This window comes from Mesorhizobium sp. M1182 (assembly GCF_040318335.1).
Lineage (GTDB): Bacteria > Pseudomonadota > Alphaproteobacteria > Rhizobiales > Rhizobiaceae > Mesorhizobium.
The window spans coordinates 1-16514 of sequence record NZ_JAMYMD010000021.1; the positions used below are offsets into that span (position 1 = coordinate 1).

The window sequence follows — 16514 nt, forward strand, 5'->3', positions numbered from 1 at the left end:
ACTTCTCGATTGGTCATGGCACTTCCCCTTCCTCGGGAATCGGTGATTGCAACGTCACCATCGTGCCATGGCCGCTCGCCCCTCATAGCAAGCGCCGTTCTCTCTCCAAAACTTTTTGCAGAACCTTCAGGACACTATCCGAGGCTCCAAGGCATGGAAACCGTTCGTGTTGCTGCCGGAGGGACCTGCAACACCCAACATGCTGTTCTGTATGCGCCTGTCACATATGAGCATCCGTTGGCGCTAAGCTTTTGACTTCGTTGGAGAGCGGATGCGTCAACTACCAGATGCCGTAGTATCGAAGCCTGCCCGAAAACTCTAGAAATCACGCGGGTCCAGACGATCTGTTCCCCTCGATCAAATCCGAGCCCATGAACTTAACAGCGGGCAAATATACAGGGAGTAGCTGATGCGGGTAGCAGTCGTGTGGAACCATGATCATACGGGGGTGATCAACCGGTTCGGACAGTCTTGTCCGGAGGACGACGACCGCGAGACGGTCGAAAGGGTGGTGGCGTCACTGCAACAGGGTGGCCACGAGACGCTGCTGTGCGAAGGCGATAAGGGACTGTTCGCTACGCTCGAGCGGTTCATGCCACCCGATTCGCATGCCCGTCCTTCAGGAATCGTCTTCAACATGGCGTACGGAATTCAGGGCCAGTGCCATTCCAGCCACGTTCCGTGCATGCTCGAGATGGCCGGCGTTCCGTACACCGGATCGAGCCCTCTCGGGCATGGGCTGGCGCTCGACAAGGTCATCACCAAGAGGCTCATCCGCGATGGCGGCGTGCCGATGCCGAACTTTCGCGTGATGCGTCACGGCACTGAAAGTGCCGACGATCTGCGATTCCCGGTGGTAGTGAAGCCGCGTCACGGATTCGCCAGCTTCGGATTGCAGCTCGTACATGAACCCGCTCAGTTGAGGCACGCCGTAGAAATGATCGTCACGCAGTATGCACAGGATGCGCTCGTGGAAGAATATATCGAGGGACGGGAAATCTGCGTCGCGCTGCTGGGAAACGGAGAGCTCGAAGCGTTGCCTCTGGTGGAGCTGGACTTCGGCGACCGCGAAACGCGCCTTTTCACTTTGGAAGACAAGCTGAAAATGGTAGTCGCACCGCAGAGGATTTGCCCGGCGCAAATCGATAGCAGGCTTGCGACGGTACTGCGGGATATTTCGGTTGCGACCTTCCGTGCCTGCCAGTGCCGGGATTACGCCCGCATCGACCTCCGGATCGACCGCTCTGGCCAACCTTTTGTGCTGGAGATCAACTCCATGCCGGGGCTCAGTCCGACCAGCATTTATCCTTTGGCCGCGAGGGCCGCCGGACACAGCTTTTCGAGCTTGGTCAATCGCATCCTCGATGTCGCTCACACACGGTATTTCGGAATCGGCATCTAAAAGGCCGAACACGCATCGAGCCGACGCTCTGCCTAAGGTGCCTTAGAGTCCGTTTTGAAATTCAAGGATGGGCGTTTCGGCGGATGAGGTCTGCGCCCATTGCGACGAGGATCATTGCGTGAGAGATGTCGATGCGCTGCTCGTAGTCGCGCACGAGGCGGCGCCATCGGGTCATCCAGCCGAAGGTCCGCTCGACGACCCAGCGTCGGGGCAAGACTTCGAAGCCCTTCTGGTCATCGGATCGACGGATGATCTCAACCACAAAGTCCAGATAGGCGGCCTTGTCCATGAGCTTTAGCCGATCATAGGCGCCGTCGGCGAACAGATGCTTCACCCAGGGCCAGCGCTGGCGGATACCATCCAAGATCGCCTGAGCGCCGGCGCTGTCGGAGATATCCGCCGGCGTCAGGTTGACCATCAACAGCTGCCCACCCGTATCGACTGCGATATGGCGCTTGCGTCCGACGATCTTCTTTCCGGCGTCGTAACCCCTTGTTCCAGCTTGCGCAGCCTTGACAGACTGGCTGTCGATCACCGCCGCCGACGGGCTCGCCTCGCGTCCGGCCCGCTCACGATCCAGCATCAGCGCCACGTCGTGGACGGTCTGGAACAGAAACCGCCGCGCCAGCTCTCGAAACCAGCCATAGACCGTCTGCCAGGGTCCAAAGTGGATCGGCAGCATCCGCCAGCCGCAACCCGAACGGCCCAGGTAGCGCACCGCCGCATTGATCACCTCGCGAAAATCAACCTCGCGCGGACGGCTACGCCGCCCAGGCTTGGGCCTCAGCGGCGCGAACTGCTCCCACTCCTCATTCGTCAAATCAGACGGGTAGCGCCTGGTCTTCTTGGCGATCTGGGCCATCCGGCCACGGCTCTGCTTTGTCCACATCCACAGCTTGGATCATAACCCAGCCTCAGACGAAACCCCAGCAAGCCGATTTTCAAAACGGCGCTCTAAGCGGCGACCGGCTTGGGCCGGAGTTGAAGCAGGGCGATCAAGAGCCACAAAAAATCCTTCAGCCATCTGAGCAGGAGCGAGAAGTTATAGCCGGCGGCGGCCAGGATGGCGTTGACGGCGTCGCCCTGCTGGCCGGCGAGGTAGTTGCGGTCCATGCGGTGCTCGGCCTTGATATGGCCGATCACCGGTTCGTTTGCCGACCGCCGCCGCATCTGGCGTTTGATGGCCGGGGTGACGCGGCGTTTCTGGCCGGCGGTGAAGACCCTGAAGGTGTGGCTTTGCGGTGCGTTGTGGCCGCGATAGCCGGCGTCGGCGAGGATGCGGCCGATCTGGTTGCCGATGGTCTTTTCCATGTCGGGGATGACGCTTGCCAGCGTGTGGCCGTCATAGGGATTGCCGGGCAGTGCTTTTGCATGCAAGGCGAACTGGCCGCCCTTGGAGCGCTTCAGCGGTGGTGGCCACCGACACCTTCATCCCGAATTCGTAGGGCATATGCGCATTGCCCTTGCCGATGCATTCCACCTCGTCGTTGCTCACGGTGAAATCCGTGCTCACGATCATCTGGAATACGCAGGTAGAGCCCGATCCTCGCAGAAATATCAGCCGATTACCCTCTCTGTACAAGCAGTCGTTCAAGCTCTAGAAGCTTTCTGGATCTTTCCTTCAAGCGCCTTGCTGGAATACCACAGAATACACCCCAGCTATCTAGAGCCGTTGTAACCAAAGACAACGCCCCGACGGATGATCCCTCTCCTATACTGCAACCTGGAAGAACGACAGTGCCTGATCCAATGATAACATGCTTCCCAAGATGCACTGGCGCATATTTCACGCCAACGAACTCTTCTGGAACGGTTGGATTCGTCAAAGTTTCTCCCATGTAATCATCCGTCGCCGAATAAATGCGAGCACCAGAGGCGAGGCCGCAAAAATCGCTGAGCACAATTGTACCAGATCCGCTCAAATAACATCCCGATGCGAGATGGACATGATTCCCGATGGTAATAGATCCAGTTTTACAATTTATTACTACGCCTGCGTCGATTATCACGTTATCACCAATGCGTATGTTTTCTACTCCCATAATTGTGCATGCCTCCGAAATTCTCACATTTGTTCCGACTGTCTGTATACCAACATCGAGCAATTCACTTTCAGATAAATATGAATGTTCGATCGCTGCACGGCACTTTGACCGATTCCCATGGTTCGTCATGTCCAACTCTCTCCGACGGTATTTACATTCTCCAATTTACTTAGCCTTTCCCATGATGCGCGGGCGCACAAGCGCCAGAGGCACTCTTGGTGCAAGCTTCAGGAGCTGAATCCTATCCTGCGCGGATAGGCGAATTACTTCTGCTTCTGCTACGGAGCCAGCAACGTGTTCACCAGCCTCGTCTGGTAAACCCGGGATCGGCTCTTGCGCTGGCAGCGGAAAGTTCGCCCAAACGCCAGCGCTAGCGAAATCGCACCCCGGGTGCGCCCACCCTTATCAGTGGACACGCGATGCCAACCGTGACGAAGTATGCAATTTGTCAACCAGCCTCACATGTCCCGCCACCAACGTGGGGATTCGCTTTCTGGATATGTTCCGACAGCTTCCGCCGGTAATTTGATAATAGTACTTTTTCAAAGATCTTTGGATTACAAGACTATGAAATTTTTAAAAAGTTGTCCTTGTCGGCGGAAATGATGATACCGCCACGACCGGATGGCGAGCGATCAAGCGGTAGAGGTCGTGTGATCGACCGCAACGCCCGCTCGGCCACCGTTTGTCGCCCCCGTTGCCGGAACGCTTCAATCTACGCCAGCGCGCGGTCACCGGCAGGTAGCGTGTCGGCCAGACCTACATCAAGGTTCGCGGCCAGTGGATGTATCTCTATCGCGCATCGACAGTGTCAGCGACGCCTGACCTGATGTGGTGGACAGCCTCCGCTCCCGGCATCGGATGTGCCAGAGTGTGGCTATCGAAAGTCACATGAGGGAGAACCGTCCATGGTCAAGGCTAGCACAGTCGGTCTGGATGTCGCCAAGCACGTTTTCCTTCACCGTTTCGCCGACCGATCGCCAGCACCTGATGGCACTGATCAGAGATCGCAATGCGCCGCAGAAGCACGTCTGGCGTGCGCGGATCATCCTGTTGAGCGCCGACGGCTTGGCGTCTTCGAGAGTTGCGGCAAACCGGCAAGTCGAAGACCTGTGTGTGGTCTGGCAGGAGCGCTTCGACGCCGAAGGCTTCGAGGGGCTGCTGCGCGACAAGCGTGGCCTCGCGCATTCCGGAAAAATCGATGACCCCGCGATCTTCTCACCGTGTGGCAGGTAGCGGATGTCGCCAACAACATCGGCTCGGCAGGCATTTACGCCCATCTCAATTCCAGATGACGAGGATACAAAATCATTATTTGACGAAGGCATTGCCGCAAACGATGCTAAATGAAGGCAACGCAGACGCTCATCCGGTCTAGATCCTTCATGGCAAAGGCGGGAGCGATAATTATTTCCGCTGCGTACGGCAAAGCAATGTCCATGCAGATACCCCGTCACAGCGACTATCGCGAAAACGAAAGTGACGAGGTTATTAGGGAGTTTCTTCATGAGCAAGGTCCATAGCGATGCCGGTTCTGCGTTGGAAGGTCTGTTGTTTGATGGAATGACGATCGCTGCGGGGGGATTTGGGCTTTGCGGCATCCCGGAGCATTTGATCGGTGCTATCCGACGCGCGGGCGCCAAGGGGCTGACGATAGCTTCGAACAACTGCGGTGTTGACGACTTTGGCCTGGGCCTGCTGCTGAAGACGAAGCAGATCAAGAAGATGATCTCGTCCTATGTTAGGGAGAACGCTGAGTTCATGCGCCAGTACCTGAGCGGTGAACTGGAACTTGAATTTAATCCTCAGGGGACTCTGGCCGAGCGCATGCGGGGTGGCGGCGCCGGCATCGCAGGCTTTTATACGAAAACCGGGTTGGGCACGATCGTAGCGCAGGGCAAGGAGCAGAAGACCTTTGACGGCGAAACCTATTTGCTTGAAACCTCGACTCACTGCCGATCTGTCAATTGTGAAGGCGTGGAAGGCCGATAGCTCCGGTAATCTCGTCTTTCGGGTAATCTCGTCTTTCGCAAGACGGCGGCAACTTCAACCCGTCGGCCGCCACCTGCGGCAGGACCTGCATCGCCGAAGTGGAGGGGATCGTACCGGTAGGCAGTCTCGATCCCGACCGCCATATCCATCTGCCCGGCATCTATGTGCATCGGCTCATCCAAGGCAAGTACGCAAAGCGCATCGAACAGCGCACAACGCGCGCGGCGGCTTGAGCAAGGTGAAAGCAATGGCTTGGGATCAGAACAAGATGGCGATACGGGCCGCGCGTGAACTTCAGGACGGAATGTATGTCAATCTTGGCATCGGCATTCCTACCCTAGTGGCCAACCATATTCCCGACGGCGTTCGGGTGACGCTGCAATCGGAGAACGGCATGCTGGGTATCGGCCCGTTCCCGACCGAAGACGAGATAGATGCCGACCTCATCAACGCTGGCAAGCAGACGGTGACCGCAGTGTCGCATTCGGCTTTTTCGATTCGGCGCAGAGCTTCGCGATGATCCGCGGCGGCAAGATAGCGATGGCAATCCTCGGGGCGATGGAAGTGGCCGAGAACGGCGACCTCGCCAACTGGATGATTCCGGGTAAGCTCGTCAAGGGCATGGGCGGCGCTATGGATCTCGTCGCTGGCGTGAAGCGGGTGGTCGTGGTCATGGACCACACCAACAAGGCCGGGGAATCGAAGGTGTTGAAAGCCTGCACCTTGCCGCTCACCGGCCAAGCCGTCGTCGATCGCATCATCACCAATCTTGGCGTGCTCGACGTCGTTGAGGGGGGCTAAAGCTGGTGGAACTCGCCGATGGCGTGACCGACGGCGAGTTCCGCAGGTCAACTGAAGCAACAATCGTCAACTGAAGCTGGCGAGTTTTCGTCGGAAGCCTGGCGCAGCAGAGGGGAGCTATCATGAGCAAGTGCTCAATCGTAGTCGCAAGCGCCGCCCGTACTGCGGTCGGTCCTTCAATGGCAGTTTCGCTGCAACGCCGGCGCATGAGCTCGGCGCCGTTGCTCGCGCGCTCCGGCGTCGAGGCCGCGGAGGTCGACGAGGTCATCCTCGGCCGGGTCCTGACCGCCCCGCAGAGGCAGAGCCCGGCCCGCCAGGCCTCGATCAACGCCCGCCTGCCAAAGGAAACCACCGCCTGGGGCCTCAATCAGGTTTCCGGCTCAGGTCTGCGCGCTATTGCTCTCGGTATGCAGCAGATCGCCGCCGACGATGCCAAGGTGATCGTCGCCGGCGGGCAGGAATCGATGTCGCTGGCCCCGCACGCTCAACACCTGCGTGCCGGCGTCAAGATGGGCGACTACAAGATGATCGACACCATGACCAAGGATGGGCTGTGGGCCCTTCAATGGCTACCACATGGGCAACACAGCCGAAACCGTCGCTCGCCAGTTCCAGATTACCCGCGAGGACCAGGACCGGCTCGCATTGGCCTCCCAGAACAAGGCAGAGGCGGCGCAGAAGGCCGGCAAATTCACGGACGAGATCGTGGCTTTCACCGTCAAGGGCAAGAAGGGCGACACGACAGTCGACCAGGACGAATACCTCCGCCACGGCGCCACGATCGACCCCAATGACCAAACTGAAGCCCGCCTTTGACAAGGAAGGCACCGTCACCCCCGCCAACGCTTCCGGCATCAATTACGGCGCCGCCGGCACGCTGTTGATGACCGAGGCCGAGGCCGCTCGTCGCGGCATCACGCCGCTGGTCCGCATCGCCTCCTGGGCAACCGCCGGTGTCGATCCAGCGATCATGGGAACAGGCCCGATCCCGGCCTCGAAGAGGGCGCTGGAGAAGGCCGGCTGGTCGGTCAAGGACCTCGACGTCGTGGAGGCCAATGAGGCCTTCGCCGCGCAAGCCTCCGCCGTCAATAAGGGCATGGGCTGGGATCCCTCGATCGTCAACGTCAATGGCGGCGCCATGGCCATCGGCCATCCGATCGGCGCCTCCGGTGCCCGCATCTTCAACACGCTGGTCTACGAGATGCGCCGCAGAAGTGCCAGGAAGGGCATGGCGACGCTCTGCATCGGCGGCGGCATGGGCGTCGCCATGTGCGTGGAAGGGCTGAACTGAGACGGTCGATCGGTGAAATCCCACCCCGCTTGTCGAGATGTGACCTGGAACGCCGTAGACAAGCCCAAAAGGAAATATGGACTGTGTGCAACGATTTCTTGCGACCATCATGTGGGCTTGGCGATGATTATCGACCGTCGACTTCGATCGCCGAGTGGGCAGAAGGCTTTCGAGAGCTGATCGATCGATGCTGGCACCTGTCACCCCTTTTTGCAAAGCGACGAGAAGAACTCCGTCATGGCATGTTGCTCTTCGATTTACCTGAAGGGGTGCGCTCCCGAGGCCTGATGATCTCCAACGCCAGGCGGTCAGTCGTGAGCTATTTCGAACGGGGTAGCCCACATCTGTACCGATGGAGAGGCGGCGGCGGGAGCGGCGGAACCGGACGATCGGCCCTCTTGCACATGTAAGGCAAGTCATTTCCCGCCGACATGCGCAACCATCAATAACACATGTTGCTTCTGATGGAACCTTACGTCCCATCAAAAGCAGGCGAACAGACCCAAAGACCCAACCCGACAGGAGGACCTGACATGACTTCCAAACGCAGATTCACCGCCGCTCTTCTTACCGCATTTGCCCTGCCTGGCTTGGCTCTTGCCGATGGCGACGCGCCGAACTTTGGCAACTGTTCTCCCACCGGCGAAGTGGGCAGCATCTCGCTGACCCCGGTTCAGGCGGAGACGCTGATCGTCGCCACAGTGCTCCCGAACCCCGGCTGGTGGAATGGCACCTCGCCCGAGGAAACCAAGGACGGTTTCGAATATTGCCTTGCCGCTGAAATCGCCCACCGCGCGGGATTGAAGCACATGAAGCTGATGAACCTTGCCTGGGACCAATTCATCGGCGGCGCGGCGACCGGGTATGACCTCGCCATGGCCTCGGCCAGCGCCACCGACAAGCGCCGAGAAGTGTTCGACTTCTCACAGAACTACTTTGCTGCCAATCTGGGCGTCGCGGTGAAGACGGGGGCGGATGTCACGGCGGCCAATCTGAAGGGCAAGCGCATTGGCGTGATGCTAGGCAGCCTTGGCGCCGATTGGGTGATCAACAGGCTCAAGCCTAATGTTGAAGTCAGCCAGTATCAGGGTCAGCCCGAGATGGTGGCCGCCCTTATGGCCGATCAGGTCGATGCGATCATGAATGACACCGCGATTCTGCTAACCGCCACCGCGGGCACCAAGGGCGCGCTGGATGTGGTGGGCCAGTTTGAAACCAATTGGGGTGTCAATGTCATCACGCCGAAAGGTTCAGCCAATACACCAGCCGTAGACAAGACCGTGGGCGCAATGGCGGCGGACGGTACGCTGCACAGGCTCTCGGCCACCTATCTAACCTCGGCGTTCGGCAAAGACCCGAATGCTATCGCTATCTGGCCCTTGAACTGATCCAGCACCAATGTCAGGCCCGGATTTGCAAAAACTGAGCCCCGCGCCGCCAAGCTTTGGCTTGGCGGTTGCGGCCCTGACCACTGCTGCGGCAGGGTTATTGGGGATTGGCGTCTTCGGTAGCGCAGTGCGCGCCGGGGTCAGTGACCCCGGCCTGCATGGCTTAGCAACGGTCACGCTTTACGCAGCAATCGCGGCGGGCGCTGTGACGCTGTGGCTCGCGGCACGGGCGCTGGTTATGGCGCTCCAGTCACGTATCGAAACGAGCCGGTCTGACGTTCTAGCCGCTCGCGCCAGCGCGGCGCGAGCGCGCAGCAATGGGCTGATCGTCTTTGGCCTGACGTTGGCTCTGATGATCGGCTTTTTTCTGGTGCAGATGATCTTGTTCAATGATGGCAAGATCCAGAAAACCTTCCTGCGCTGGGATTTGATGACAGCCTCAGCCGCCGATGTGGCCAAGGCCTTCCTTGTGAATATCAAGCTGGCCCTTATCGCGCAGGTTCTGGTGATGGTCGCCGGGCTGTTCCTTGCCGTCGCTCGGTTAACCCCCGGCAAGGCCGGTGCGCCCGTGCGGATGCTGGCCATCGCCTATATCGACCTGTTCCGCGCCTTGCCCGCGATCATCGTGCTTTACCTGATCGGTTTTGGCCTGCCACTGACCGGATTACCGCTGATCTCGAAAGTCTCGTCGCAATGGTTCGCAATCATCGCGCTGACACTGACCTATTCGGCCTATGTGGCCGAAATTTACCGCTCGGGCATCGATTCCATCCACCCTTCGCAATGGTCGGCCAGCCGCTCACTTGGCTTTTCCTTCACCCAAACCGTGCGCTGGTTCATCCTGCCGCAGGCCATCCGCATCGTGATCCCGCCGCTGCTGGGGGCCTTCATCGCGCTGCAAAAAGATACCTCGCTGGTCAACGTGATCGGCACGATGGACGCCTTCAATCAGGCGAAATTCTACGCCAGCGCCAACTTCAACCTGTCATCCGTGCTGGTCGTGGCGATCCTGTTTGTCATCATCACCATCCCCCAGACCCGCTTTGTGGACTGGATGCTGGAACGCGGCCTGGAAAAGCGGAAGCGGGGGTAAGCCATGGCCTTTATCGAGATTTCCAACCTGAAAAAGATCTACGGCAGCCATGAGGTGCTGAAAGGCATTGATCTGGAGGTGGACCGTCATCAGGTCGTCAGCCTGATCGGGGCGTCTGGGTCGGGCAAATCCACCCTGTTGCGCTGCATCAACGCGCTGGAAACCATCAACGCCGGGCAAATTGCCATCGACGGCGATGTGGTGTCGGGGCCGGGGGTGGATGAAAATCGGCTGCGCCGCAAAGTTGGCATGGTGTTTCAATCCTTCAACCTCTTCCCGCATCTGTCGGTGGAAGAAAACATCATGTCCGGGCCTATGCGTCTACTGGGTGAAAGCCGCGTGGCAGCGCGCGATCAGGCCTGCGCGCTGCTGGACCGCGTGCAGCTCGGCCACCGCGCCGGCTATTACCCCGACCAACTATCGGGCGGCCAGCAACAACGCGTCGCCATCGTCCGCGCCATCGCTATGCGCCCCGAGGCGCTGCTCTTGGACGAGATTACATCTGCCCTTGACCCCGAACTGGTCGCTGAGGTGCTGAACATCGTCCGCGATCTGGCGGGCGACGGCATGACGATGATCCTCGCCACGCACGAAATGCAATTCGCGCGTGAAGTCTCTGACATGGTGGTTTTTCTGGAGCAGGGTACGCTGTTGGAAAAAGGTCCGCCTGAGCAGATCTTCGGCAACCCGACCGAACCACGCACGCGCCAATTCCTGAAACAAATCATCGAGGCGGGGCGGCTTTAGGGTAAGTGCCCGGTGACGACCGCCTTCCGTGGCGGGGTTCGGATCGGATAGGGGTCGGGCTCTGGACGCTGAAGATAGTGTCCACGAGCGGGGCTTAATGGACACGATCGCGACGGATGGAGTGGCAGGCCAACATTCTCGTGGCGAGACGGCGCGCGCCCGCCGGCGCAAGTCATACACTCTCGAAGAGAAGCAGCGGCTGGTTGCCGAGAGCTGTGAGCCTGGGGCGTCGGTGTCGCTGGTGGCGCGGCGGCATGACATCAATGCGAACCTGTTGTTCACGTGGCGCCGGCAGATGCGCACGCCGACGTCGGCGGCTTCGCCGCTGGAATTGGTCCCCGTCGAAGTTATCAGCAGCGCGTCGGCTGCCTCACCAGCCGCGGCGGCCGGGGCGGAACAGCGCGGCATGATTGAGATCGTCCTGGTCGGCGGTGTGCGCGTGCGGGTGGACGCGGAGGTCAGCGAGGCAGCGCTGCGGCGGGTGCTGTCGGCTCTGTAGGCGGTGGCATGATAGCGCCTGGGTCTGGGGTGCGGGTCTATCTGGCGACGCAGCCGTGCGATATGCGCAAAGGGATGGATGGCTTGGCCGCCCAGGTCCAGAACGTGCTGGCCGCCGATCCCTTCTCCGGGGCGCTGTTCGTGTTCCGGGGCAAGCGCGGCGACATGTTGAAGATCCTGGCCTGGGACGGAAGCGGGCTGTGCAGTTCGTCTGGCTGCCGATCGTGGCGGGTCGGCTTCAGCTGACAGCGGCCCAGTTGGCCTTGCTCGTCGAAGGGATCGACTGGCGGCGGACAGTTGCGCCGGAACCGGTCACGCGCCCGGAAACCATCTAAATAAGTTCCTGATTCCAAGCATTTATCCTCGCTCGCGAGTCATGACTTTGCTATAAGCCGGCATGTCTCTCGCCACTGCGGAATTGCCGTCGGATCCGGACGCGCTGCGCGCGTTCGCGGCGGCTTTGCAGGCCGAGCTCTACGCCAAGACGCTGCATATCGAGAAGCTGAAAGCCCAGTTGGCGACGCTGCGGCGCGCGCGCTTCGGCCAGTCGTCCGAGAAGCTCGATCGGCAGATCGATCTGCTCGAGCTGATCATCGGCGATCTGGAGGAGGCCGAGGCCGCCAGCGAAGCCCGCCACGATGCGACTGCGGCGATGCCAGGCGCGATGCCGGCGCCGACCAGGCCACAGCGCGTGGGCAATTGCCGGCCGCTGCCCGATCACCTGCCGCGCGAGGTCATCACCCACGCCGGGGTTTGCGCCTGCCCGGCCTGCGGTTCCGAGCGGCTGCGCAGGATCAGCGACGATGAACGCGAGGTGCTGGAATATGTGCCGTCACACTTCAAGGTCGTCGTGCATGTGCGGCCGAAACTGAGCTGCCGGGACTGCGAGGCCATCACCCAGCCGACGATGCCCAGCCTGCCGATCGAGCGCGGCAGACCCGGCCAAAGGCTGATCGCGCACGTGCTGGTGTCCAAATATTGCGACCACCTGCCTTTGAACCGACAGTCCGGCATCTACGCCCGCGAGGGCGTCGAACTGGATCGATCGACCCTGGCCGACTGGGTCGGACGGGCCGCCTGGCTGGTCGCGCCGGTGGCCGAGCGCATCGGCGACTACGCTCGCGCCGGCCCGGCCATCCACGCCGACGACACGCCGATCCCGGTTCAGGATCCCGGACGCGGGCGCACCAAAAGCGGCCGGCTATGGGTCGTTGTGCGCGACGAAGGCACCTGGGGCTCGCCCAATCCGCCGGCGGCTTTCTATCGCTACTCACCTGACCGCAAGGGCGAGCACGCCCACGCTCTGCTGGCGCGGGCATCCGGCTTCCTGCACGCCGACGCCTATGCCGGCTTTGACAAGCTCTACGAACCGGATCCGATCACCGGTCGCCCGCGCCTGGAGCCGGTCGCGTGTTGGGCCCATGCCAGGCGCGAACTGTTCGACGAGCACGCTAAGACCAAATCGCCGATCGCGCGTCAGGCATTGGACAAGATCGGCGCGATCTTCGCCGTCGAGCGCGACATCAACGGCCGGAGCGCCGAAGTTCGTCTGGCCGTGCGCCAGGCTCAGAGCGTGCCGTTGCTGGCCGACCTCAAGAATCATCTGGAGGCCAGCCTGGGCAGGATCAGCCGCAAGGGGGACCTCGCCAAGGCCATCCGCTACAGCCTCAATCGCTGGGAGGCGCTCTGCCGCTTCACCCAAGATGGCCGTCTCGAGATGACCAACAATGCCGCCGAACGGGCGATCCGCCCCCTGACGCTCGGACGACGCAACTGGACCTTCCTTGGCTCGGACTCCGGCGGCGAGCGCGCCGCGGTCTTCTACACCCTGATCCAGACCTGCTTATGCCGCGCGCGGCATAAGCAGGTTTATGCCGACCGCCAAACTATGCCGAGCGCCTCTTCCGATCATGGCGGTATGAAGCGCTTTGTCCGCCATTTCGACCGAGAACCGGTCGTTGACACTCGGCATAGTTCTCATGCTCAAAGGGCGTTCAGGAATTCAAGAAGTCGGTCGTTTGGCCGAAATCGTTCCGCCTTTGCGCGTTCGTATGGCTTCAACTTGCCAAGTGCGGATTCCTTCAGCTCATGATGTGCGTGAAGATAGGTCAGCGTCGTTTCCATCGCCTCATGGCCCAGCCATAGGGCGATGACCGAACAATCGACGCCCGCCTGCAGCAGCTCCATGGCAGCGCTGTGCCTCAAAACATGAGGCGACACCCGCTTCGAGCGGAGGATGACGCAGTGTTCGCGAGCCTTGGCGACATGTTTGTTCAGCAGCGCCTGCACGCCATCGGCGCTCAGCCTGCCGCCGTGCGTGTTCGGAAAGAGAGCCGTTGCGCCCCGTTTCCTGGGCTCGTTGAGCCAGCCCCGAAGGGCTTGCTGTGCAACCTTGGTGAGCGGGCGTACTTCGCTCCTTGCGGCCCTTGCCAACGCATCGCACGTGGGCACCGTGCCCCAGCATGACCGAGTCCCGGTTGAGATCGATGATCTCCGAGACCCGCAGGCCTGTTTGCGCGGCCAGCAACAGCAGAGTGTGATCACGCCGTCCCAGCCATGTGCTGCGATCCGGACAGGCCAGGATCGCTTCAATCTCGGGCCTGGTGAGAAACTGAAGCTGTCGCTTGTCGCATCGCTTGCTCGGGATCGCGAGCACGCGTTGAATCTGAGCGCTATGGGCCGGCTCCTCGAACGACGCATATCTGAAGAAAGACCGAATGGCTGTGAGGCGGAGGTTCCGGGTCCTCACTGAGGCGGACCGCAGTGTCTCGAGGTCCTCCAGAAATGCGCCGATGAAAGGCGCGTCCAAATCCCGCAGTGTCAACTGCGTCGGAGACCTGCCAAGGCGTGTCTGCGCGAATGCAAACAGGAGCCGGAAGGTGTCGCGATAGGAGGCGATGGTGTTGGAGCTTACGCCACGATGTCGCATGAGCCGATCGGTGAACCACCGCTCGATCAGCACGGCTAAATCGTTCGAGGCGCTCATGAGCGAACCTCCCACCGCTCATCCAACAGTCGCGCAGCATGGGTCATTAGCTCCGGCGCGGCGGATAGATACCAGTAGGTGTCGCGAACATTGGCGTGGCCGAGAAAGGTCGAGAGGACCGGCAGTTCCCGCTCGACATCTTCGCCCGCACGATACCAGTTGGTCAGGGCCTGGACGGCGAAACGGTGACGAAGATCGTGAACCCGCGGACCATTGCGCTGTCCCCGCTGCCGCAGACCGATCTGTCGCGACAGCTGCCAGAACACCCGGTGCACGTATTGGTGCAGCAATCTGCCGCCCTGCTCGGCGACAAAGAAATAGGGGCTACGAGGCGCGACGAGATGCGCGTCGCGTCGCGCGGCGTAGTCCGACAGCACGGCGACCGTCGTGGCATGGAGCGGGACCCCGCGACTTGCCGAACTTCGTCTCCCGAATGGTGAGGACACCTTGGTCGAGATCGACGTCGTCTCGGCGCAGGTCCAGCGCTTCGGAATGGCGTAGCCCGGCGACCGCTATCAATCCGAACAGGCAATGATATGTCCAGCGACGGAGGGCGTTGGCCGGCGGCAGCGCCAGTGCCGCCGCCAGAAGCGCCGTGATCTCAGCATCGGTATAGATGTAGGGCTTTGCCCGCCGCCCCGGCGGCACAGCGTCTTGAGGTGGCACTTCCGTCATGGGGTCGAAATGAGCGAGGTGCTGAGCGAAGCAGCGCACATCGGTCAGGCGGATGGACCAACTCGGTTGTCGGCCGATCAACGTCACCCACTTCATGCCAGCGCCGTGGTGATGGTCTCGGCGCCGCGAGCCTCCATGAAGGTGACGAAATCCGACAACCGTCGAGCGGGGCCATGATACTTGTATCCCAATCCCTGGCGCATGCCCACATAGCGCTCGAGCGCTGTTCGAAGACGGCTCATTGGACACCTCCCGGCCAGGGCAGGCTCAGTTCGCGCAGCTTCTCGATGTCGAGCTTGGCATAGATCCTCGTGCTGTCGATGCTCCGGTGACGAAGCAACTGGCCGATCTCAGCAAAGCTGGCCCCCGACCGCAGCAGGTCGGTCGCAAGGCTGTGGCGGAAGAGGTGCGCGCCGTGGTGCGCATAGCCGTGAATACCTGCCCGCTCGAGGGCCTCCTTCGCGATCATCGTGATGGCGCAGCCTGAGGCAAAGCCGACGTGCGGAGCAAGCATTCGCAGAAATAATCGGCGACACGCTGAAGCCGGTCGCCCATGCCGGATGTAGGCGACGACAGCTGCACCGACGTCGTGGCGTAGTGGCATCATCGCTTGCCGCCGTCCCTTGCCATGGACGAGGACACTGCCCGACTGCCAATCGATATCGTCAAGACTGAGCGCCGCAACCTCGCTGGCGCGCAAGCCCAGCTTGGCCAGCGCCATCAGAACCGCATAGTCGCGAAGCCCCATTGCCGTGGTCCGATCGCAGGCATCGAGAACCAACTGAACCTTCTGTGGTGGCAGGAAGGTTGGCAGGCCAGCAAGCCGCCAGCGACGGATCGACGGCACACAATCGGCCAAGGCTACCGAAATGAAGCCCTTCAGATGCAAATAGCGCAGGAAGGTGCGCACCACCCCTCACATCGCTTTGCCGCTGTCGGCGGAGCCATCGAGAGCATGTCGCTCGACATAGCCGATGACGATCTCCGGGGTGAGCGCTGCAAACCCATCTGCGCCAGCCGGACAGACCTCCTGCAGAAATCGGTGCGAGAGCAGCTTGTGACTTTCCACCGTCGAGGCGGCGAGCCCTCTCTCACTCGTGAGGTAAGCCGCGAACACATCAACAATCCGCTCGTGCTCCGTGCGCGCAATCGGAAGGGCGGCTGGTATCAAGCCTTCTTGCCGTAACGCGGCAAGCAAGCGCCGGAGCGCAGCTCGGTCGCCCGAATCGATGCTCCAGTGTTTGGAACGGTGCTCAAGAAACCGCTCGACATGGTCTTCGCTTAAATCCTGGAGATCGTGCCCGTTGCCGAGATGCCAGTCTCTCAGCTCACGAAATAGGCTTAGCGATCGCCATGTGCATTGCTGACCGAAGCCTTCATCCGACAATCTGCCCGCATAAACGCGTGCAAACTCGCCATACGGCCCGTGGATCAGCTTCCGATACAGTGTGCTGCGTTGCAGGTAGTCACTTGCCTTCATGTGTCCTCTCCTTCGCGTCAATTGCGACGGAGAGAGCCTAAGCTATGCCGATTCAGCCACCGCTACGTTGAGGAAAGTGTTGGTAAAAACTTGCTCACTCGGCATAGTTTGGCGGT

12 protein-coding genes and 8 pseudogenes are annotated in these 16514 nt (G+C 60.7%); 13 read left to right on the plus strand and 7 right to left on the minus strand.

Annotated elements, in window-relative coordinates:
- The first annotated feature begins 409 nt into the window (after positions 1–409).
- Complete coding sequence (locus tag NKH33_RS21975; protein ID WP_352921435.1) at positions 410–1402, plus strand: D-alanine--D-alanine ligase family protein; 993 nt, start codon at positions 410–412, stop codon at positions 1400–1402.
- Between the two features lie 61 nt (positions 1403–1463).
- Here the strand turns inward: NKH33_RS21975 and NKH33_RS21980 are convergent, their stop codons facing one another.
- The 3 genes and pseudogenes from NKH33_RS21980 to NKH33_RS21990 form a co-directional block, all read right to left on the minus strand.
- A complete protein-coding gene (locus tag NKH33_RS21980) occupies positions 1464–2291 on the minus strand; it encodes an IS5 family transposase (protein WP_352921437.1) in 828 nt (275 codons plus the stop codon).
- A gap of 65 nt (positions 2292–2356) precedes the next feature.
- Positions 2357–2891, minus strand: a pseudogene (locus tag NKH33_RS21985) (transposase); the annotation flags it as partial.
- A gap of 76 nt (positions 2892–2967) precedes the next feature.
- Entirely contained in the window at positions 2968–3576 is a 609-nt protein-coding gene (locus NKH33_RS21990; protein WP_352921439.1) for a DapH/DapD/GlmU-related protein, read from the minus strand.
- Between the two features lie 559 nt (positions 3577–4135).
- Between NKH33_RS21990 and NKH33_RS21995 the strand changes: the two are divergent.
- The 12 genes and pseudogenes from NKH33_RS21995 to tnpC form a co-directional block, all read left to right on the plus strand.
- Positions 4136–4249: pseudogene (locus NKH33_RS21995) on the plus strand (IS6 family transposase); the annotation flags it as partial.
- Between the two features lie 134 nt (positions 4250–4383).
- Positions 4384–4614, plus strand: a pseudogene (locus tag NKH33_RS22000) (IS630 family transposase); the annotation flags it as partial.
- 339 nt (positions 4615–4953) lie between these two features.
- A pseudogene (locus NKH33_RS22005) lies at positions 4954–5672 on the plus strand (CoA transferase subunit A).
- A 14-nt stretch (positions 5673–5686) separates the two neighbouring features.
- Positions 5687–6314, plus strand: a pseudogene (locus tag NKH33_RS22010) (3-oxoacid CoA-transferase subunit B).
- Between the two features lie 105 nt (positions 6315–6419).
- A pseudogene (locus NKH33_RS22015) lies at positions 6420–7056 on the plus strand (thiolase family protein).
- The gene (locus NKH33_RS22020) at positions 7031–7531 is read left to right on the plus strand and encodes a thiolase family protein (RefSeq protein WP_352921441.1); all 501 of its coding nucleotides are present in this window, start codon (positions 7031–7033) and stop codon (positions 7529–7531) included. Before NKH33_RS22015 ends, NKH33_RS22020 begins: the two are co-directional and overlap by 26 nt.
- 533 nt (positions 7532–8064) lie before the next feature.
- Complete coding sequence (locus NKH33_RS22025; protein WP_352921443.1) at positions 8065–8919, plus strand: ABC transporter substrate-binding protein; 855 nt, start codon at positions 8065–8067, stop codon at positions 8917–8919.
- 10 nt (positions 8920–8929) lie between these two features.
- Positions 8930–10012, plus strand: a complete 1083-nt coding sequence (locus tag NKH33_RS22030) for an amino acid ABC transporter permease (RefSeq protein ID WP_352921445.1) — start codon at positions 8930–8932, stop codon at positions 10010–10012.
- A 3-nt stretch (positions 10013–10015) separates the two neighbouring features.
- On the plus strand, positions 10016–10759 hold the full coding sequence (locus tag NKH33_RS22035) for an amino acid ABC transporter ATP-binding protein (protein WP_352921447.1): 744 nt from the start codon (positions 10016–10018) through the stop codon (positions 10757–10759).
- Between the two features lie 97 nt (positions 10760–10856).
- A complete protein-coding gene (tnpA, locus tag NKH33_RS22040; RefSeq protein WP_352921449.1) occupies positions 10857–11258 on the plus strand; it encodes an IS66-like element accessory protein TnpA in 402 nt (133 codons plus the stop codon).
- 83 nt (positions 11259–11341) lie between these two features.
- On the plus strand, positions 11342–11503 hold the full coding sequence (tnpB, locus tag NKH33_RS33260) for an IS66 family insertion sequence element accessory protein TnpB (protein WP_502906749.1): 162 nt from the start codon (positions 11342–11344) through the stop codon (positions 11501–11503).
- A gap of 151 nt (positions 11504–11654) precedes the next feature.
- A complete protein-coding gene (tnpC, locus tag NKH33_RS22050) occupies positions 11655–13349 on the plus strand; it encodes an IS66 family transposase (RefSeq protein WP_352921451.1) in 1695 nt (564 codons plus the stop codon).
- Here the strand turns inward: tnpC and NKH33_RS22055 are convergent.
- From NKH33_RS22055 to NKH33_RS22070, 4 genes and pseudogenes are all read right to left on the minus strand, one after another.
- Positions 13241–14243 (minus strand): annotated as a pseudogene (locus NKH33_RS22055) (tyrosine-type recombinase/integrase). The gene tnpC and the pseudogene NKH33_RS22055 sit on opposite strands and share 109 nt — an antisense overlap.
- Positions 14240–15160 (minus strand): annotated as a pseudogene (locus NKH33_RS22060) (tyrosine-type recombinase/integrase). The pseudogenes NKH33_RS22055 and NKH33_RS22060 overlap by 4 nt, the downstream one beginning before the upstream one ends.
- Positions 15157–15828 carry a site-specific integrase gene (locus tag NKH33_RS22065; protein ID WP_352921453.1) on the minus strand — a complete coding sequence of 224 codons (672 nt, stop codon included), beginning with the start codon at positions 15826–15828 and terminating at the stop codon, positions 15157–15159. Before NKH33_RS22065 ends, NKH33_RS22060 begins: the two are co-directional and overlap by 4 nt.
- 6 nt (positions 15829–15834) lie before the next feature.
- On the minus strand, positions 15835–16398 hold the full coding sequence (locus NKH33_RS22070; protein WP_352921455.1) for a site-specific integrase: 564 nt from the start codon (positions 16396–16398) through the stop codon (positions 15835–15837).
- Positions 16399–16514 lie beyond the last annotated feature (116 nt).